Source organism: Pseudoalteromonas sp. J2K-J979, from assembly GCF_058169715.2.
In genome coordinates, this window is record NZ_CM200281.1 from 2,969,011 (window position 1) to 2,989,289 (window position 20,279).

The window sequence follows — 20,279 nt, forward strand, 5'->3', positions numbered from 1 at the left end:
CTGGGCTACCAGAGCGTATGCATGAGACAAAGATTTACTGCAAACATCGAGTCATCCAATAGCGATAACGGGTTGTTTGCACGCCTTTACGCCTCACTATTTATCAGACTCTGGTTTATTGAGTTGTTTGTCTAACTTATCAACTGACGTCAACATACCGCGTAAAATATTCAGCTCCATCTCTTCAGGACGAGCCCGATTGAATAATCTACGTAATTTAGTCATCACCATGCCTGGATGTTGCTTGATGATAAACCCGGTTTTTTCGAGTGTTTTTTGCAAGTGCTCGTAAAATAGCTCTTGCTGTTGAGAGCTAGGATAAACGGTTTCATCTTCAACAGTCGGTTTATCTTGCTGTTGCAAAAAGGCCATTCGCGTTTCATAACAAAGCGTTTGCACTGCCATTGCTAGATTTAAAGAGCTATATTCTGGATTAGCTGGGATACATACATGATAATGACACATTTGTAATTCTTCATTGGTCAATCCACTATTTTCACGCCCGAACACCAATGCAACAGGTCCGTTTACAGCTTCATTAATCAGCTTTTCACCACACTCACGGGGTTCAACCATTGGCCAAGATAATGTGCGTGAACGGGCGCTTGTACCAATCACTAACGAGCAATCGGCAATTGCTTCTGCCAGTGTGTCAACCACAACCGCATTACCAAGAACATCTGTTGCACCGGCAGCCAGAGCCGATGCATGGCTATCGATTTGATTAACCGGATCAACCAAATACAATTTAGAGATCCCCATGGTTTTCATTGCGCGCGCAGCCGAACCAATATTACCAGTGTGCGAGGTATTGACTAAAACAATTCTAACTTCGTTCAATAACATTAACTTAAATACCCTAACTAAAATTTCTCTCTCAATTCTAACACAAGGCTATTGTAAACCACCAAATAGAATCGCCCCTCAATAACTGATAACAACACCTGAGCGAACAAAAAACAACCAAAATAAAAATCGCTTTATGGTTTACTTTGCAATAAAAATCGCTAGAATACGCCGGCTGAAATGATTTGAATTTGTTCTTTTACAACCTATAGGTAATTCTATGCATCCAATGTTAAACATTGCGGTTCGTGCTGCGCGTAATGCTGGTAAAGTAATTCTTCGCGCTTGTGAAGATTTAAGCAAACTTGAGATAACTCAAAAAGGCACTAATGACTTAGTGACTAATATCGATAAAGAAGCTGAAGCAGTCATTCGTGACACAATTTTAAAAGCCTATCCAACACATTCTATTGTTGGTGAAGAACTCGGTGAACACAAAGGAACTGATAGCGATAACCTATGGGTAATCGATCCGATTAACGGCACTACTAATTTCGTTAAAGGATTACCTCACTTTGCAGTTTCTGTTGCATTAAAAGTAAAAGGCCGTATCGAACAGGCTGTCATCTACGATCCAATTCGAGGTGAAGTTTTCTCAGCTAGCCGTGGTCAAGGCGCACAACTCAACAGCAAACGTATTCGTGTTACTAAATCAAATGAATTAGCAGGCACAGTGTTAGCGACTACAGCACCGTACCGCCACAAACAACATCTTGAGGCGTATAGTAAAGCTTATAATGCTTTATTTGTTCACGCGACAGATATCCGTAATGCCGGTTGCCCTGCACTTGATTTAGCTTACGTTGCTGCGGGCCGCTCTGATGGTTACTTCGCAATTGGCTTAAAACCATGGGAAAGTGCTGCTGGTGTCCTTATTCTGAAAGAAGCGGGCGGCATGGTGGTTGATTTTGCCGGTGGCAACAACGCTGAAGTTAGCGGAAATATCGTATGTGGTGCACCGAAACTATCACAAAGTATTGTGAAAGAAATGCGTCCTCACCTAACAGAATCATTGTTACGTTAATAAATTACTGTTAGCTGAACATTAAAAAAGAGCCTGTCGGCTCTTTTTTAATGTTTGTTATTTAATAGATACCACAACTCCTGTCGCGCTAGCGGCGTGGTATCAGGCAAGTTAGTATTTTCAAGTTCAAATACCTGCCGAGAGTTTAAATCCAGCTGCATTAAAAAGTCAGCAAAATACAGATCAAAAATTCGATTGAATTCACCATTTTGATGCATCAGATTTAATCCTTTTTCTAAAGCTTGAGCCAATTCAGGTTTATCTTTATTTACAAAAAAATAAAAGGCTGTCGGGTATTTCAATATCAAATGCGGCTCAATCATCAGTGGTAAAGACTCTCGCACTGCTAATTCCGATTGTACCTCAATCACAGAGCGCGGAAAGTAATCACCTCGCCCACGCACGAGTAAACCAAACATACTTTCATAATTAACATGAGGCATCACTGTAAACCCGTTCTGAGTCAAAATTTTAGTATCTGGCCAATCATGCCCCTGCAAAGCGCGAAGAGGCTTAAGTTGCTCTGACGTTTTAATCTGTAAAAATTGCTCAACTCTCGCTTCGTTAATGAGTAAAACTCGCCAACCTATCAAACCTTTAAATAATGGAATACGAATAGGGATTGCAAGCTGTTCTCTGGCTGAGCTGGTCATACTCCAATGGATATCAACTTTGCCCTGGCTTAACATTAATAACGTACGTTGTTGATGAGGGTGCACTTCAATGTATTTAAATTCTGCTGGGTACTGTGCGGTTTTAAGCGCTTGAATTAACATCTTCGAAAGGTAATCATCTCGCTGATATAACACCCGCTGTTCTTGAGCGACGTTGACTACCGTTGCGTGTACCACAAGGCTATTAAACGCAACCATGAGCGCTATTACTGCGAAGATGTTTCTTATCATACCCGTTACCTTGCCCCTATCTGCTAGACAAAAATTAACCTGTTGAAAGGCAAAGGTAAAGGAGTATTTAGTCTAATTAATCCCACTAACACGCTCAACATCCATTGAAGGCGCTGATGGCTTGCGTCGATGACATGTGAATAAATAACTTTGTCGGTAACGTTTGGCTTCTTTTTTAGCATCTGTCGCTAACGCCGCAACTTGGTGGCTATTTTCGCAATAGCGTAAATCGGGGTTAACTAAACCAATAGAAAGTGTAAGTAAAGGGACAAATTGCTTTTGCCCTTCACGATTCGTAGCCCAATAACCGCCAGCCTCGATATGCGCGGGAGTAAAAAACGATTGCGATTGGTGCGCAAACTTTTCAATGATATTACGACATATCTGTTGGGCGCCATCGTGATCAAAAATTACCATAAAGTCATCACCGCCAATATGGCCAACAAAACCCTGACTAGACTCAGTACATTCTCTAATCACGTTGGCCAACAATTTAATCACGGCATCACCACTGGCATAACCATATAAGTCATTAAATTGTTTAAAATGATTTAAATCAACATAAGCTAAATGAAACGAAGTTTGATGTTTTATTCGCTGCTCAATCGACTCTGTAATTGCTACATTGCCTGGCAGCATTGTGAGCGGGTTGGCATGCTGAGCATGGCGAATCTTTTGATCTGTAATATGTTTCAATATCTTTCGTAATGGGACTAACCCCCGATACTCGCCATATTCAGTGACCACAATATGGCGACGAATATCAAAATCAAAATCGGTTATTTGCTGGCTAACTACATCGAGAGACTGATGTGTATCCACAACTAAAGGCTGTGGTTCCATCACTGTCAAAACACTTTTTTTGCCATACAGAGCTTGGCCATATGGCGCTGCAAATATTTCAGCTAATTGGTCTCGGTGGATCATCCCTATTGGTTGGTTAAGCACATTTAGCACAGCTAAACTCGTTAGGCTTTTATCTCGTTCAAAGTTGCTTTGCACTTGTTGACATGAACACGAATCCAATAGTGTTGGGCATGATTCGACCAAGGATCCAATCAATTGGTAGTTATCAAGTTGACTGGTCTGGCTTTGAAACTTCGCATGATGAAATAAGTGCTGATTAAACGTTCTGGAAGGGGAATCTGAAGGCCGCTCCAATAAATAGCCTTGAGCAAAGACAATCCCTAACTCAAGCAAGAGTTGCAGCTCATGATCATGCTCTATCCCCTCGGCGATTACCGCTGTGTTGGTTGCTTTTGCCAGCTCAATAATAGACTTTAAAAACTCCTTCTTTACCACGCTTTGATGACAATGATCGATAAAATACTTATCTATTTTAACGATATCGGGATTCAGTTCTGACCATTTTCTAAGCCCAGAGTGCCCAGCTCCTAAATCATCAATCGCAATGGTAAACCCTAAATCACGATAATAAGCTAGGGTTTTCTGTAGTAATTGTGGGTTATCGACTTCATGCTGCTCAGTGACTTCAATCACCACTTGTGACGCTTTGAGTCCATAATACTCAATCAGTTGAAGGGTCTCTCCTTTTTTATGACATGGATCCAAGAGAGTCCGAGGGCTCACATTTAAAAACAATTGTCCCTGTAACTGTAGCTTGGCGAAGTTTTTAATTGCAGTACGTCGGCATAATAATTCTAACTCAGCCACTTTTTCGAATTGCTCAGCGGCTTGAAAAAGCTTAACCGGCATTTCAAAATCATGCCCTTTAGGGCCTCGAGAGAGCGCTTCATATCCTAAAATAGTTTTGTTTGTTAAATCAAAAATGGGTTGAAACACTGTACTAATTGCTTGTTCAAACAACAATTCTGTAAGCTTCTGCTGGTCCGAAACCCTCATTACCTATTACTCCTACAACTGTAATGAAAGCCGAATGTAGCAGTTGATAATGACAGTTTTATGGCAAAAAAAAGAGCCTCTTGGCTCTTTTCATTTCATCGATAAAGTAATTAACCTTTTCCTAACACACTCTCAACCTGAGAGAAGTGCGCGAGAACTTCTATTAGCTCATTTTCGGCCTGAGCTCGCAAAGCAGGATCACTCAAGCCTAGTTTAGCGATTGCTTGGACCGTTGCAGGATGAACCAGTAAATCTTTGGCGTGATAACAATTAGGATCGCTAAATTTAGGTAGCTTCCCATCAGCATGATAACCACTTTCAATTTCTTCTAATGGTAAGGTATGGATAGTATCTGCTGCTGCACTTAATGCACCTAAATATTCCTGACATTGAGGATATGCAACAACAAAATCTTCAATAATCACTTTTGAAATATCTACAAGCGTTTTGGCATGCTGCTCAACTTCGCCATCTTGCTGCGCAGATTTAATCAGCGCGACTAATTCTTTTGTCGCTGTTTTATAGATATCGAGTTGAGATAATTGATTTATCTGCTCGGTACTCGCGACTGGGGTTGGTTCACTACAGGCTGTTAACGCCATAGCAACTAACACAGGTAACAACTTTTTCATATTGGCCACTTAATCTTATTGAGAACTATTTGCATTATTGCAAATAAATTACTTATTTGCACTCACTAAATATCAACAATAGATAACATATTTAGCTTTGACGAACATAAAAAATGCCACTTCGATGAAGTGGCATTTTAGGACAAACTTAAGCAACGACCTTACGGCATGTTGTCAAATTCAGCCCCTTCTTTTTCAACTTCGACAGGGATCAAATCTTCTTTACTAATCCCCATACTGATTGCGACAGAGCTAGCCACATACACAGATGAATAAGTACCAATGAAAACACCAAACAGGAGCGCAGTTGCGAAACCATGAATGATCTGACCACCCCAAACAAACAGTGCAACCAAAACAAGTAACGTGGTAATTGAAGTCACTAAGGTACGGTTTAATGTTTGCGTTAAAGAAATATTGATAATTTCGATGGTATCGTCGATACGTACTTTGCGGAAGTTTTCGCGAATACGATCAGAAACGACAATCGTATCATTGAGCGAGTAACCTATCACCGCTAAAATCGCAGCCAAAACGGTTAAGTCAAATTCAAGACCTAAAATCGAGAATAAGCCCATGGTAATAATAACGTCATGAGCAAGTGCTGCGACCGCGCCGACCGCAAAACGCCACTCAAAACGCATTGCAACATAGATAAGGATACAGATAAGGGCCGTTAGCATAGCGAGTCCCCCTTGCTCTTTTAGATCCTCACCCACACTTGGGCCAACAAACTCGATACGACGCATTTGCGCAGTAGGATACTCAGTTTGTATCGCCGCCATCATGTCATTACCAATCATAGCAGCAGACACTTCTGCACCTCGGGGCGCTAAACGTACCAATACCTCTTGGCTTGAACCAAATAACTGCACTGACGCATCAGCAAAACCATTCGCAGCTAAAGCAGCACGGACTTTATCGATTTGAGCTGGCTGTGAAAAGCCAACCTCAACCGCAGTACCGCCGGTAAAATCAAGTCCAAAGTTTAAGCCGCGGACTGACATAGACACAATCGACGCAATAATCAGTAGCGCTGAAAATGCCATGGTCAATTTGCGGATAGCCATGAAATTTAAGGTATCTTTAATTCTTAATAATTGCATCATCGATCCTTAAATAGATAAGTTATCTAGGCGCTTACCACCTAGCACTAAGTTGATTACAGCTCGTGTACCAACAATCGCTGTAAACATCGAGGTGACAATACCAATTGCCAACGTGACCGCAAAACCAGCAATCGGACCTGTGCCTACGGCAAACAAAATAATGGCCGCGATAAGCGTAGTGATGTTCGCATCGAAAATAGTGCTAAAGGCACTGTCGTAACCAAAATGAATCGCCTGTTGAGGACTGCGTCCTTCGGCTAGTTCTTCACGGATACGTTCAAAAATCAGTACGTTTGCATCAACAGCCATACCAACCGTTAATACAATACCGGCAATACCTGGTAGCGTAAGTGCCGCACCTGGAATTAACGACATCACTCCAACAATCAAGACTAAGTTTGCAGCCAATGCTAAATTCGCCACCAAACCAAAGCCTTTATAGTAAATAAGCATAAAGATCAGTACAAAGATAAAACCAAGTACAACCGCCGTTAAGCCTTTTTCAATATTTTCAGCACCTAAGCTTGGCCCAACTGTGCGCTCTTCAACAATTTGAATTGGTGCAACAAGGGCACCTGCTCGTAGTAACATACTCAAATTGTGCGCTTCAGCCGGATTATCAATACCAGTAATGCGGAATGAGCGACCTAAGCGAGCTTGAATCGTTGCCACATTGATCACTTCTTCAATCTTGATTGGCGGCAGTGCTTTACCATTTTCATCCACTTTACCTGACGGTTTGTATTCAGTGAAAACAGTTGCCATACGTTTACCGATTGCCCCTTTGGTAAATGCAGCCATTTTTGAGCCACCTTTACTATCGAGTGAGATATTCACTTGAGGACGTTGATATTCATCCATGCCTGATTGTGCGCCAGTAATGTGCGTACCGGCAAGAATAAGGCGTTTTTTCAATAATACTGGGTAACCTTGGCGTGCCATGATAATTTCAGTACCTGGTGGAACTCGCCCAGCGGCTGCATCACGCACATCAGCCGACTCATCGACCTCACGAAATTCAAGGGTCGCAGTCGCACCCAAAATTTCTTTAGCACGAGCAGTGTCTTGAATGCCCGGTAACTGAACGATAATTCGCCCAGCAGCTTGCTGACGTTGAACAATTGGTTCAGCAACACCTATTTGATTCACACGATTTCGAATAATGGTTTCATTTTGCTTGATAGCATAATCACGAGTGGCTTGTACTTTTTGCTCGCTCATGCTCGCAACCAAACCGAACTCATTACTGCGATCATCTGCGAAAATTAAATCACGGTAACGGTCTTTTAAGAAACGCTCGGCTTCATCTTTTGTTTCTTGGTCACGTAAAACAATTTGAATTTCAGCAGAACCAGTTACACGGCGCACTGTTTTGTAGCGGATTTTTTCTTCACGCAGGTCGCTTCGGAAATCTTGATGCATTTGCTCAAGCGTATTTTCCATCGCGGTATCCATATCCACTTCCATCGTGAAGTGAACACCACCGCTTAAGTCGAGACCCAACTTCATTGGTGCACCACCTAAGCTTTTTAGCCACTCAGGGGTTGAAGGTGACATGCTAATCGCTGAGATATAACCGCTACCTAAGCTATCACGTAACAAATCTTGCGCTTGTAATTGCGTTTCGACACTTTTAAAGCGAACCAATACTTGATCATTTTCAAGTGCGGTTGATTTAACGTCTAAATTATTTTCTTTTAATACGGTATTGATTTTATCTAATACAGCTAAATCAGCGCTTGCTCCACGAACCCCTGAAACTTGTATGGCCGGATCACGGCCATACATATTAGGAGTGGCATACAACAAGCCTGCAGCCAATACTACCAAAACCAATAAGTACTTCCATACTGGGTACTTATTCACGGTTTACGTCCTTTCTTTTTGTTTTTATAACGCTTTCATTGTGCCTTTAGGTAAAACAGCTGAAACTGCTGCTTTTTGCACTGTTACTTGAGTTTGATCGTTCAGAGCAATCACAACAAAATCTTTATCATCAGCAACTTTTGAAATCTTACCCACTAATCCACCTGTAGTCAGTACTTCATCACCTTTGCTTAATGCACCCATTAAATCTTTGTGATCTTTAACTCGCTTAGCTTGAGGGCGATAAATCAAGAAATAAAACACTAAGCCAAAAATGGCCAACATGATTAACATTTCCATACCACCACCTGCTGGAGCGGGTGCATCTGCAGCGTAAGCACTTGAAATAAATAAACTCATAATTTCCTCTTAATACTAAAATTTAAATTTTTATTTGGTTTTAAACTTGTTTTAACTCAGGGACTGGCTTACCAATTTTCCCATAAAAATCAGTAACAAATGCATCTAATTCACCCGCAGCTATCGCATCTCTTAACCCTTGCATAATGCGCTGATAATAACGCAAGTTATGAATGGTATTAAGGCGCGCACCTAAAATTTCATTACATTTATCTAAGTGATGTAAATACGCACGTGAATAGTTTTTACATGTATGGCAATCACACTCGGCATCCAACGGACTCGGATCTGTTTTGTGTGCTGCATTACGAATTTTTATCACACCATTGGTAACAAATAAATGACCATTTCGCGCATTTCGGGTTGGCATGACACAATCAAACATATCAATGCCACGACGCACAGCTTCAACGATGTCTTCTGGTTTACCGACTCCCATCAAATAACGAGGTTTATTTTCCGGCATTTTGTATGCACAGTGATCAAGAATATTGACCATGTCTTCTTTTGGTTCACCAACCGATAAACCACCCAGCGCATAGCCATCAAAGCCAATATCTTCTAAACCTTGTTGAGAGACGGCACGTAATTCGGGGTACATCCCGCCCTGAATAATACCAAATAAAGCCGACGGATTATCGCCATGAGCGTCTTTTGAACGTTTCGCCCAACGCAGTGATAACTCCATCGAATCTTTTGCTTCTTTTTCTGTCGCAGGGTAAGGCGTGCACTCATCAAAGATCATCACGATGTCTGAACCTAAATCACGCTGAACTTCCATTGATTTTTCTGGTGACAACATGATTTTTTCACCATTGACTGGTGAACGGAATAACACACCTTCTTCGGTAATTTTACGTAAATCACCGAGGCTAAAAACTTGGAAACCACCTGAATCTGTCAAAATTGGCTTATCCCAATTCATAAATTCGTGTAAATCGCCGTGCTGTTTAATGATATCAGTGCCTGGACGCAGCATTAAATGGAAGGTATTACCTAAACAAATGTGGGCGCCTGTCTCTTTGACTTCATCAGGGGTCATGCCTTTGACTGTGCCATACGTACCAACAGGCATAAATGCCGGAGTTTCAACCACTCCGCGTTCAAAAATCAACCGACCGCGGCGTGCTTTGCCATCAGTACAATCTAATTCAAATTTCATAGTAACCTCATGCGCCGGAAAAACAGTCCGACTAAATCTCGCTCAATCGGGCAAAATCCGATGATTAAGCCAACAATTCGCGTTAAAAATAATCGAGCGATTCTACATGGTTTGCAAATTTATTGCTATTGATATGAGGCCAAGCTCAAGGATTTAAAGAGGCTTAAAGGAAGTATTTACCAAGTGGCATTGCACCACTTGGTCATCATAAGTCCGTAACTTATTTTTGGTTTATCGGGCTTAGCAACATCGCATCGCCATATGAAAAGAAACGATATTGCTCTTGAATCGCAACTTTATAGGCATTCATGATGTGATCTTGACCAGAAAAAGCACTCACCAGCATGATCAACGTTGACTCTGGTAAGTGAAAGTTAGTGATCATCATATCAACCACTTGGAATTCATATCCCGGATAAATAAAGATATCTGTATCACCAAAATAGCTTTTTAATGGCCCGTTGGATTGTTTTGCTGCAGATTCAAGAGAGCGCACAGAAGTTGTACCGACTGCTATCACTCGGCCACCGCGAGCTTGAGTTTTGGCTATAGCCGCAACCACTTCATCAGGCACTTCGATGTATTCAGAATGCATAATATGCTTGTCAATACTATCAACACGCACTGGTTGAAAGGTTCCTGCGCCAACGTGCAAGGTTATAAACGCCATCTCTATGCCTTTGGCTTTTAAGTCTGCCATTAATTTTTCATCAAAATGCAAACCTGCCGTTGGCGCGGCAACCGCCCCAGGCTTTTCACCATAAACGGTTTGATAACGCTTTCTATCTGCGTCATTATCTGGGCGATCGATATAAGGCGGTAACGGCATATGCCCTATGCTTTCAAGAACATCGAGTACATTTTTGTCTCCATGAAACTTCAGCTCAAATAATTCACCATGGCGCTGAACCATGGTTGCTTTAGCACTGTTCTCAAGCGTTAGAACCGCCCCTTCTTTAGGGGATTTACTTGCTCGTACATGAGCAAGTACACTGTGCTCGTTTAATACCCGCTCAACTAGCACTTCAACTTTACCGCCGGACTCCTTTTGGCCAAACATGCGCGCAGGGATCACTTTGGTATTATTGAACACGAGTAAATCGTCAGGAGTAATAAAATCGATAATGTCACTGAATACATGGTGCGCAATTTCACCTGTATTGCCATTCATTTTCAGTAAACGACTACTTGTACGCTCTTCTTTTGGAAAACGAGCAATAAGCTCATCAGGCAAATCAAAGCTAAAGTCAGCAACGCGCATTTTATACATCCTCATAGGTTAAAATCGCGCCAAGTCTAGTGACTCAAAGGGTCTAAATCAAGTTAATTGCGTCCTAAGCGCATTAGGCTTGTCTGAGAGCTAAAATAACATTAATCTAGTTAGGCTCATTGCTGCCAAATTTGTGGTTAGGCTAAATCGAGGTTTAATGAATGTCAGGTCAGCTTAAGCTGTTATTAATTAATTCAAATTTAAAACAACGCAATTTAATTAAACGTGCTTTGTTGCCATTAGATGTATTTGAATTACTCGAAGTACGAGATAGCCGTTCGGCCTTAACCCTCTTAAAACAAAATGCTGTTGATCTCATTATTACTGGATTAGACATTGGGAAAATTGACGGCTGGCGCTTTGCTCGTATGGTTCGCTCAGGGCTGTTAAAAACTCCAAAAAATACCCCAATTCTGCTCACCCCCCCAACCTACTGTGAGCGTATAGCAGAAACCACCGCACGAGCGTACGGAATTGATGCGGTGTTGCCCTATGAGCAAATTAACAAATTACCGCGAATTTTGGCCAATGTATTATCGAGCCATTTAACAAAAAGTAGTCGCTTAGAATTATTACTTGTTGAGCCTAATGAGCAAGATGCCGAAGAAATTGGTTTTTACCTTCGCGAATCATTCCAGATTACCCATGTAAAAGATGCGAGCACTGCAATTGATTTATTTCACCAGCATCATTTTGCGATTGTATTAATTGATACCATTCATGATAGTTTAGATGCGCAAGCGCTAGGCCAACGCTTGCTAAGTGACAAACCGAATCAAGCGGTGGTAATGATTATCGAAAATCAAGAAGCCGACTTTGCTGAGCAATTATTGTTATCAGGTATCACTGACTTCGCCCGCACTCCTTATAATGAATCTTTATTAAATCGAATCTGCCATCAAGCCGCGCGTCGTGAAGACTTTATGGCGAGCTATGCCGAATTTGCCGAAAAAGTAGAACAACTAAGCCACAGTCAAAGTCGCTATAAAGAGCTTTACTCAGCACACCAGCGCATTTTACTGCATTTAAATACGGTCGTCCTCGAACTCGATTCTGATGGAGAAATAATATTTATTAATCCCGCATGGGAGCACCTCACAGGCTTTTCACTTAAAAAAGTGATGAATAAACCCCTGCAAGACTTCTGTAAACCAGAGTTTAGACTTTTAGTTGCACAAAATATCGAGCAAATTCTACACGGTGCATTCGAGCAACAAAAAATTGAACTCGAGTTAGCACACCAGCAAGGGCACCATATTTGGGTTGAGTGCCGAATGCAGTCGATTTACGCTAATAAAACGATTGTCGGGGCAACAATCAGTATCGATAATATTCATGAACGAAAACAAGCAGAGTTACAACTGCATCATCTAGCACACCACGACACCTTAACAAAATTGCATAACCGCTATTTCTTTGATCTAAAGCTGAATCAACTTTGCCAAGAAACTGCGAATAGTACAGATCAGCATGCTCTTATTTATATCGATTTAGACCACTTTAAAGTTATCAATGATAGCCAAGGCCATCAGCAGGGTGATCTCGTTCTAAAACAAATAGCTAAAACCTTCCAAAAAAACCTGCATGAGGGCTGCTCTATTTGCCGCATTGGTGGGGATGAGTTTGCAGTCATTGTTGAAAAAACGGAACTTCTTGATGCACATTTACTCGCGGAACAATTGTGTCATGCTGTCGAAACCTACACATTTCATGCGCCCGGCCAAGAATATTCGATTAGCTGTTCAATCGGCTTAACGTTAATAAATGCCGACAACTGTGATGCGAGTGAATGCTTGAAACAATCTGACATTGCCTTATATGTAGCAAAAAACCGTGGACGTAATTTGGTTCATTGTTATACAGACCAAGACGTTGATAGTAATAAAATGCTCGCAGATTTAGCTTGGGCGCACCAAGTGCGAAGTGCAATGATAAATGATCAACTGGAGATTTTTTTTCAACCCATCTGGGGTTTTAAAGAGCAAAAAGTCGCCTACTTTGAAGCGTTATCGCGTCTTAGAGTTAACAATGATCTTGTATTCCCCAATCATTTTATTCCGTCACTTGAACTACTCTCCGATATTCATTTGCTTGATCATAGCGTTGTGAAACAAGCTATAAAATGCGTTGGAACCACACCAACGCTAAATAAAGTCGCGATAAATCTATCCGCCCAAGCCTTTAGTGATGATGACCTATTGACGACGATTGAAACCGCTCTTAATCATTACCAAGTGGATCCAACACGAATTGTCTTTGAAATCACAGAATCTGCCAGTATTAGTAATTTAAGTGCCACTCGGATCATGATCGAAAAGCTCAACCAGCTTGGTTGCAGCTTCTCAATAGATGATTTTGGCACTGGATTCAGTACATTTAGTTACTTAAAACAACTACCTGCCAGCCAAGTTAAGATTGATGGTTCATTTGTTAAAGATATGATCAACGACCCGATTGATTTAGCGCTAGTCAATGCCATTAAAGACATCAGTCACTCTCTCGATAAAACCTGCGTAGCTGAATTTGTCGAAAACAAAGAAACCTTTGATTCACTAAAGGAAATCGGTGTGGATTATGCGCAAGGTTACTTTATTTCACGCCCTATTCCTTTTGATAAGTTGGCTGAAAAAATAAAAATAATAAATACAGGTAAAACATTTAATTAACAAAAAAAACGCTTAAATTCGCACTGTAATACTGCGGATCATGTATGCTCCGCTATACTCAAGTTTATGGAAAAATCAGTTAATAGAACAGAAGTGACTCTGACCTAGTACGCTAGAAAACTATTAACATAGTAAAGAGGGAAACATGATGAGTATTTTTGTTAGCTTATTAATCATTTGTAATCTTTTAATCGCATATTATTGTTATATCAATGCAAAAACAAAAGGTTACCACATCAAAGTTTTTACCGTTTTAGGCTTTATTCCGTACTTCAACTTAGTTGTTCTAGTCTACTTACTATTTTTACCTAATCTAAAAATCGATAACAAATTAAGCGCGACAGTATAAACCTTACCCCGAGATTTAAAGCCGCATAAGGCGGCTTTAAATCAACTTAGCTTGTCATTTTGAATTAAAATTCATATCTTTTAGCTGTTGCTAATAATGCATGTTTATCTATTTTAGTCACCACACAATTGTGAATATCTTTTTTATTAAATACATAAATAATGTCCGCATTTTCTTGCCCCGCTTTAACTAGAGTAAAGTTTACAAATTCATCTTCTGGTAAATGCTTCAACCCTGCTCCGTAGTCACACAACATCGCAGAGAGGGTGTGCTCAAATAGCTTGATAGAAGTTTGTCTCTTTTTCGTTTGTTCTTGCTGTTGCTGTAGTTTGTTTTTAGTCGCTTTTGCTTTTAAATCTTGTTTTTCGCTTTTTAAAACTGACTTTTGTTTTTCCAATTGAGCCACTTGTTGCGCTAATTCAGCTTTTCGTTTTTCTAATTGCTTAATATCCGCTTTTTCGGACAAGCGGCGTTCCAGCTCAACATCTCTTTTTTCTCGCTCTAAGGAACGTATATCATGCTCAATTTCTCGTTCGTTATCTGCCAGCTCTCTGAGCTGCTCACTCACTTGCTGGATCGATTCCATTGCCTTTTCTAAAGACTGCTTCGAAATCGCTTCAGCGTGCTCTACAAATGCATGATGGTCAAAATCACTGGCATCAAAATCTAACCATTCACCCATATTTAAATCCGATCCTGAGAAGGTAAAATGTCGTTGAGTAAACGCTCGTGAGTGAATGGTAAAATGAATACCTTGCCCGGCCAAGTAACTACTTTTTAGTTCCCGAATCGCCACATTATTATCAGCAGTAACCGATGCTTTTAAGATATTTTCCATAATATGAATTTCGCGTTTTAATGGAGAAAGATCCAAAGCGTCATTCGCCACCCCTGATGTACTCAATAGGCCTAAACTTAATAAGCTTATGATTAATTTCATTTTTGTTCTCCGGTTAATAAATTAGCCACGGCATGGCGATCTTGAAACTCAACTTGCTCAGCCAAATCGTTGAGCTGGAGTTTTATTAATTGCTGATCTTGTGTTCGTTGCGCATTAAGAAAATCCACTAAAGCACTGAGATCCTCTCTACGTTCTTTGCGTGTTGTATCAATCGTTTGTTGTGCTAATTGCCAACTTTGTTGCTGATTGATTTTTTGCGCCTCAATAAGCATGTCTTTTAATGACGCTATTTGCGCTGCTTGTGATTGCGGGTCGACCAATGTGTGAGTGGAATTAAAACTAATAACCACACCTTGCTCAGAAGTCGACACCTGTATATTCAACAAAAAAAATGCCATCAACATCAGTGAACACGCAATCAGACCACGTTGGAGCCAACTCATCAGGTCTTGTGTCGGTTTTTCAAACCATGTCGCCTGTTTATCCCAGCTGGGTATGTGCTCATTTTGATACCGTGAATTCATTGACTGCATGGCTTTTGCTAGGCGAACTCGCTCTGAAAATTCAGGGGTGGCTTGCAATGCCTTACTATTTTGCTCACTTAACTCACCTGTGTTTAGCCATTTTTCAAAGATTGATTCGAGCTGTTCATTCGACATTGTATTTCTCCAATACAGGTTTTAAATTTGATAACCCTGCGTAAAATCTGGATTTGATGGTATTTGTAGATACCATCAGTTGTTCTGCTATCTGTTCAAACGTGTAATGCTGAAAAAATTTAAGTTCGATCACTAAACGCTGCTCATTTGATAAAGTCTGCAATGCAACGATGACAAATTGGTTATGCTGTTTACCTTGCAAGCACTGTTCAGGGCACGAACTCGAGCTCACGTCATGTAGCTGCTCAACCCCATCATATTGCTCGTATACTTTTCGCTTTCGATAAAACTCGACACAGCGACGATGCGCAATCCGAATCAACCAAGTTTTAAAGCTACTATCAAAACGAAAGCTCTCAAGACTTCGATACACACTAATAAACACTTCTTGCATCAAATCGACTGCATCTTCTTGATTACCAAGCATTCGCAAACAATAGTGATAAACGGTTTGTTCATGCATCGAAACAAGCTTAAACCACGCTGATTTATTGCCTGCCTTAGCTTTATTGATTAATCCTTGTTCTGATTGAAAAAACACTTCATTTCCATCTATTTTTTATACTTAGTCGAGGGACTTTTTTAAAAAGTTTATTTTGTTGAAACTTTTGTTTTTAAACTAGACTTAATAAAACTAAACAAGCTTATAACTTATTAGGATATTTGTTTATGCCAACTACACTGGATATGGCAAAAGTTGAATCAGCCCTCGAAGGCTTTACTATCCCTCCGCGTCCGGAAATGCTCAAACAAATTCAGGCAGAAATTGCACAAGACACGCCTAATATTAAAAATATTGCAGCCTGTATTAACCAAGATGTCGGTATAGCCGGCTTTACTCTCAAGGTCGTCAACTCCCCGTTATTTAGCCTCCCTCGTAAAATTTCGACCATAGAGCATGCCTGTATGTTTTTAGGGCAAAAACGCTTAATTAAGTTAGTTAACAGCATTGTATTACGCTTTACACTCAGTGATGGAAATGAAGATATTTTTACCCAGAAACTCTGGAACAGTGCCACTAAAATTGGCAATGCATCTATTGCGTTAGCGCAATACTTAGAGCTAGGTAATGATTTTGCTGATGACTGTTACACAATAGGTTTATTTCATAATGCAGGGATGGCATTGATGCTTTCTCAGTCCCCTAAATACCCTGAGATCGTGCGAGAAGGCTACCAGACAGGTGCTATTATCGGTGAATATGAAGAGCAGCATTTTGATACTTCCCATGAGTTGCTTGGTTTTTTAATTGCTCAGTCATGGGGTCTCGAATACCACATGTGTAACGTTATCGCTTATCATCATAGTCCAAACATTATGTTGGCCACTGGAGAGCAATCAGAAAAAGAGATGTTTGCAATTTTAAAGTTGGCCGAGCACATGACAGGAAGCACTGAGCTTTTGTTTGGTGTCAACCCAGATCCTGAATGGGAAAAAAATGCAGTACAAATTCTCGATGTACTGCATTTAGAAGATTTTCAATTGCTTGATCTGGGTGAAGTATTACATAACGCTGGTATTGATAATATTTACCATGTTTAGGCGATTACTTGGCCTCAAGCGCACACTTTTTCTGAAAGAATGGCCCAACTTTTTCACTAAATAGGCGAAAGTCTCGGATCCGACCGGTAGTCTTTCGCCACAGTAGACCGATATCACGATAGGCATCATCTTGAGCTGGGATGACCCGCATTGGTTTATGATTTAAAATTCCAGCATTAATCGCTAACTGAGGTAAAAAAGTCACCCCTAATTGATTTTCAACCATAGTTAACAAAGTGTGTAAACTGGCAGCTTCAAACGGATTAATACACTGATCTTGTGTCAGGTTACAAGCACTAATCGCATGGTCAGATAAGCAATGCTCTCGCTCCAACAAAAAAACACTCGACTTAGGTAACAAATTAAAGTCATGGATATCCTGACCAGCATCATACTTTTCATGCATTACTAAACTGAATCTGTCATGTGATAAAACTTGAGTGTGGTATTTGTCTGTATTAAACGGTAACGCTAATATAGCCAAGTCCACTTGGCCCTTCTCTAGTTTATCGAGTAAACGTTCGCTGGTATCTTCTATTAATACCAGCTCAAGTTGCGGAAACTCTTGCTGACAAAAACAATACAAGTCAGCCGCAATAAAGCTGGCTATTGTTGGGATCATACCTAATGTTAACGTGCCTGAAAGTGGCGACAAAAAGCTTTGAGTCAATTCCTTTAAACTCATCGTATCGTCAATTATTTTGCGTGCTTTTTCGACCACCTCTTCACCAATCGCGGTAAACATAAAGCTGCGATTCTCGCGTTCGATAAGTTGACAGCCTAAGTTTTCTTCCAATGTTTGAATAGCACTACTTAACGTGGATTGCCCGATAAAACAGGCAGATGCTGCACGCCCAAAATGCTGATGCTGATGGACAGCAAGAAGGTATTGCAGTTGTTTGATGCTAGGAAGGTGGTTCATCGTTAAAATTGATTATTAATTAAATTTAATACATAAAAACAAATTAAACAGCTAAATGCAAGTGAATACTCTAATGACATGCCTATAGTAACAGGCTACTCAAAGCTCACCATCGCGATGGTATTTTACTGAGCAAACATAAAAAAAGGCCTCAATACAAAACCGTATTGAGGCCTTTTCAAGCTAAAAGTCTGTGATATTAGTCCTAATGACTACAAGCCAAACAAGGCCACTAATATATAGTATATAACAATAGCTAATACTGCACCGATAGGCAAGGTCACAACCCAAGAGATTACAATATTGCGAACAACCCCCATATTAAGGGCCGCAATACCGCGTGCCATACCGACACCCAAAACCGCACCAACTAAGGTTTGAGTGGTTGAAATTGGCAAACCTGTACCAGATGCAATGACCACTGTTGATGCAGCGGCCAACTCAGCAGCAAAACCACGGCTTGGCGTTAGGTGTGTAATGCCTTCACCGATTGTTTTAATCACTTTTTTACCTAAAATAGCTAAACCGGCAACAATACCGAATCCACCCAATGGTAGAATCCACCAAACCAATTCAGACTTCTTAACGATTTCACCGTCATGCTGCACGATACTCACAACTGCAGCTAATGGCCCAATTGCATTAGCAACGTCATTCGAACCGTGGGCAAAAGCCATACAGCACGCTGTAAGAACCATCAGAACCGCAAATACGCGTTCAACATTCGTAAATTGCATGTCACGATCAGCTTCTGGATCCATTTTTAAACGAGAAATAACCACAGCACCGATAATCGCGACAATCACAGCAATTGCGATTGAAAGTAAATATCCTTCCATCGTGCCTAAATTAATTCCGATGTGCTTCAAACCTTTCTTGATTGTCACAAGAGACATCACGAAGCCCGCTAAGCCCATATAAATCGGCACATAACGCTTTGCATTTTTAAGCGGTGATTCAGTATCAAAAATAAGCTTTTGAGCACTCATAAAGATTAAGTAAGCAATAAATCCAGAAATTGCAGGGGTCACAACCCAGCTACCAACAATTCCTAATACTTTGCCCCATTGAACAGCTTCAGTGCCAACAGCAACAACGGCAAAACCAATAATGGCACCGATAATTGAGTGAGTAGTAGAAACAGGCCAGCCCAAAACTGAGGCGACTAATAACCAAGTACCCGCGGCTAGCAATGCTGCGATCATTCCGAGTACAAGTAGTTCTGGTATTTCGACAAACATTCCTGAGTCGATGATACCTTTACGGATCGTTGATGTAACTTCACCGCCGGCTAGATACGCACCAGCAAATTCAAAGACCATAGCAATTAAGATTGCTTGTTTAATCGTAAGTGCTTTTGAGCCGACTGATGTGCCCATCGCATTTGCAACGTCATTCGCGCCAATACCATAAGCCATGATAAAGCCAACAATTGCGGCGATAATAACTAATGTAGTGCCGTAGGATGCAATGATATCCATTGAAAAACCTTTTTTTGCTTTAATTTAAACGAGTTGGATTAACGCGCTAACATAAGTTCTAAACGAGAACCCACACGCTCTGCAATGTCAGCTAACTCACCGACCCATTCAATGATTTTGTATAAAAACATCACATCAATTGGGTTAAGTTCAGCTTCGATTTGACGAAGTTTACGGCGCAAATTAATTTGCAAATCATCCGTATCTTGTTCAATTGCATCTAACTCAACCAACATTTTTTCAACTAGTTTTACTTCACGGCCACGGAAGCCTGTTTCAAGTAACTCGTCTAATTCATTGATTGCTTTAGAAGCCTGCTTTGTTGCATCAACACAACGTTTTAGATATGCAATAAAATCCGTTTGAATTTCTTTAGGAATATCCATTTCACGGCCAATAACACGGCCTGCGATATCTTTGGCTTTATTTGCTATTTTATCTTGCTGAGTGACTAATTCTAATAAATCAGTACGCGCAACAGGTAAAAATAAACCATGTGGTAATTGCAAACGAATATCGCGCTTCATCGCATCGGCTTCACGCTCTAGCGTTCTGATTTGAAGACGAATTTCTTCTGCTTGAGTCCACTCTTTGTTAAAAACATGCTCAAAAAAATCAACCAAAATCGCACTTGCTTGATGAACTTTTTTGATATGCTCTTCCATTGGCTGTATAGGTGATTTTGCAAAGACACCTAAAAAAGCATTACCAGACATAACTTA

At 40.6% G+C, this 20,279-nt stretch carries 19 protein-coding genes; 4 read left to right on the forward strand and 15 right to left on the reverse strand.

The window, feature by feature from the left end; genetic code table 11:
- Positions 1-96: 96 nt before the first annotated feature.
- A complete protein-coding gene (gene trmJ, locus AC3KVK_RS13605; protein ID WP_490312743.1) occupies positions 97-846 on the reverse strand; it encodes a tRNA (cytosine(32)/uridine(32)-2'-O)-methyltransferase TrmJ in 750 nt (249 codons plus the stop codon).
- Positions 847-1,066: 220 nt separating this feature from the next.
- Between trmJ and suhB the strand changes: the two genes are divergently transcribed.
- Positions 1,067-1,870 carry an inositol-1-monophosphatase gene (suhB, locus tag AC3KVK_RS13610; RefSeq protein ID WP_490312742.1) on the forward strand — a complete coding sequence of 268 codons (804 nt, stop codon included), beginning with the start codon at positions 1,067-1,069 and terminating at the stop codon, positions 1,868-1,870.
- 47 nt (positions 1,871-1,917) lie between these two features.
- Here suhB and AC3KVK_RS13615 read toward each other — a convergent pair whose 3' ends face one another.
- The 8 genes from AC3KVK_RS13615 to queA form a co-directional block, all read right to left on the reverse strand.
- Entirely contained in the window at positions 1,918-2,775 is an 858-nt protein-coding gene (locus tag AC3KVK_RS13615) for a substrate-binding periplasmic protein (protein WP_490312741.1), read from the reverse strand.
- Between the two features lie 72 nt (positions 2,776-2,847).
- Positions 2,848-4,638: a GGDEF domain-containing protein gene (locus AC3KVK_RS13620; RefSeq protein ID WP_490312740.1), complete on the reverse strand. Its 1,791-nt coding sequence runs from the start codon at positions 4,636-4,638 to the stop codon at positions 2,848-2,850.
- A 110-nt stretch (positions 4,639-4,748) separates the two neighbouring features.
- Positions 4,749-5,270 carry a hypothetical protein gene (locus AC3KVK_RS13625; protein WP_490312739.1) on the reverse strand — a complete coding sequence of 174 codons (522 nt, stop codon included), beginning with the start codon at positions 5,268-5,270 and terminating at the stop codon, positions 4,749-4,751.
- A gap of 161 nt (positions 5,271-5,431) precedes the next feature.
- Positions 5,432-6,376: a protein translocase subunit SecF gene (secF, locus tag AC3KVK_RS13630; RefSeq protein ID WP_490312784.1), complete on the reverse strand. Its 945-nt coding sequence runs from the start codon at positions 6,374-6,376 to the stop codon at positions 5,432-5,434.
- A gap of 9 nt (positions 6,377-6,385) precedes the next feature.
- On the reverse strand, positions 6,386-8,245 hold the full coding sequence (secD, locus tag AC3KVK_RS13635; RefSeq protein WP_490312738.1) for a protein translocase subunit SecD: 1,860 nt from the start codon (positions 8,243-8,245) through the stop codon (positions 6,386-6,388).
- Positions 8,246-8,269: 24 nt separating this feature from the next.
- A complete protein-coding gene (yajC, locus tag AC3KVK_RS13640; RefSeq protein WP_086744614.1) occupies positions 8,270-8,605 on the reverse strand; it encodes a preprotein translocase subunit YajC in 336 nt (111 codons plus the stop codon).
- A 40-nt stretch (positions 8,606-8,645) separates the two neighbouring features.
- Entirely contained in the window at positions 8,646-9,767 is a 1,122-nt protein-coding gene (tgt, locus tag AC3KVK_RS13645; protein ID WP_490312737.1) for a tRNA guanosine(34) transglycosylase Tgt, read from the reverse strand.
- 220 nt (positions 9,768-9,987) lie between these two features.
- Entirely contained in the window at positions 9,988-11,028 is a 1,041-nt protein-coding gene (gene queA, locus AC3KVK_RS13650) for a tRNA preQ1(34) S-adenosylmethionine ribosyltransferase-isomerase QueA (protein WP_490312736.1), read from the reverse strand.
- A 170-nt stretch (positions 11,029-11,198) separates the two neighbouring features.
- Between queA and AC3KVK_RS13655 the strand changes: the two genes are divergently transcribed.
- The gene (locus AC3KVK_RS13655; protein WP_490312735.1) at positions 11,199-13,703 is read left to right on the forward strand and encodes a two-component system response regulator; all 2,505 of its coding nucleotides are present in this window, start codon (positions 11,199-11,201) and stop codon (positions 13,701-13,703) included.
- A gap of 148 nt (positions 13,704-13,851) precedes the next feature.
- The gene (locus tag AC3KVK_RS13660) at positions 13,852-14,052 is read left to right on the forward strand and encodes a hypothetical protein (RefSeq protein ID WP_490312783.1); all 201 of its coding nucleotides are present in this window, start codon (positions 13,852-13,854) and stop codon (positions 14,050-14,052) included.
- Between the two features lie 64 nt (positions 14,053-14,116).
- Here AC3KVK_RS13660 and AC3KVK_RS13665 read toward each other — a convergent pair whose 3' ends face one another.
- The 3 genes from AC3KVK_RS13665 to AC3KVK_RS13675 are packed head-to-tail and all read right to left on the reverse strand — an operon-like array spanning position 14,117 to position 16,153.
- The gene (locus AC3KVK_RS13665; protein WP_490312734.1) at positions 14,117-14,992 is read right to left on the reverse strand and encodes a hypothetical protein; all 876 of its coding nucleotides are present in this window, start codon (positions 14,990-14,992) and stop codon (positions 14,117-14,119) included.
- Entirely contained in the window at positions 14,989-15,612 is a 624-nt protein-coding gene (locus AC3KVK_RS13670; protein WP_490312733.1) for a hypothetical protein, read from the reverse strand. The genes AC3KVK_RS13665 and AC3KVK_RS13670 overlap by 4 nt, the downstream gene beginning before the upstream one ends.
- Positions 15,602-16,153: an RNA polymerase sigma factor gene (locus AC3KVK_RS13675; RefSeq protein WP_490312732.1), complete on the reverse strand. Its 552-nt coding sequence runs from the start codon at positions 16,151-16,153 to the stop codon at positions 15,602-15,604. Before AC3KVK_RS13675 ends, AC3KVK_RS13670 begins: the two co-directional genes overlap by 11 nt.
- 128 nt (positions 16,154-16,281) lie before the next feature.
- Between AC3KVK_RS13675 and AC3KVK_RS13680 the strand changes: the two genes are divergently transcribed.
- On the forward strand, positions 16,282-17,154 hold the full coding sequence (locus tag AC3KVK_RS13680) for an HDOD domain-containing protein (protein WP_490312731.1): 873 nt from the start codon (positions 16,282-16,284) through the stop codon (positions 17,152-17,154).
- A gap of 4 nt (positions 17,155-17,158) precedes the next feature.
- Here the strand turns inward: AC3KVK_RS13680 and AC3KVK_RS13685 are convergent, their stop codons facing one another.
- The 3 genes from AC3KVK_RS13685 to AC3KVK_RS13695 form a co-directional block, all read right to left on the reverse strand.
- Positions 17,159-18,076 carry a hydrogen peroxide-inducible genes activator gene (locus AC3KVK_RS13685; protein WP_490312730.1) on the reverse strand — a complete coding sequence of 306 codons (918 nt, stop codon included), beginning with the start codon at positions 18,074-18,076 and terminating at the stop codon, positions 17,159-17,161.
- A 212-nt stretch (positions 18,077-18,288) separates the two neighbouring features.
- A complete protein-coding gene (locus tag AC3KVK_RS13690) occupies positions 18,289-19,557 on the reverse strand; it encodes an inorganic phosphate transporter (protein WP_490312729.1) in 1,269 nt (422 codons plus the stop codon).
- 38 nt (positions 19,558-19,595) lie between these two features.
- Complete coding sequence (locus AC3KVK_RS13695; RefSeq protein WP_490312728.1) at positions 19,596-20,273, reverse strand: TIGR00153 family protein; 678 nt, start codon at positions 20,271-20,273, stop codon at positions 19,596-19,598.
- Positions 20,274-20,279 lie beyond the last annotated feature (6 nt).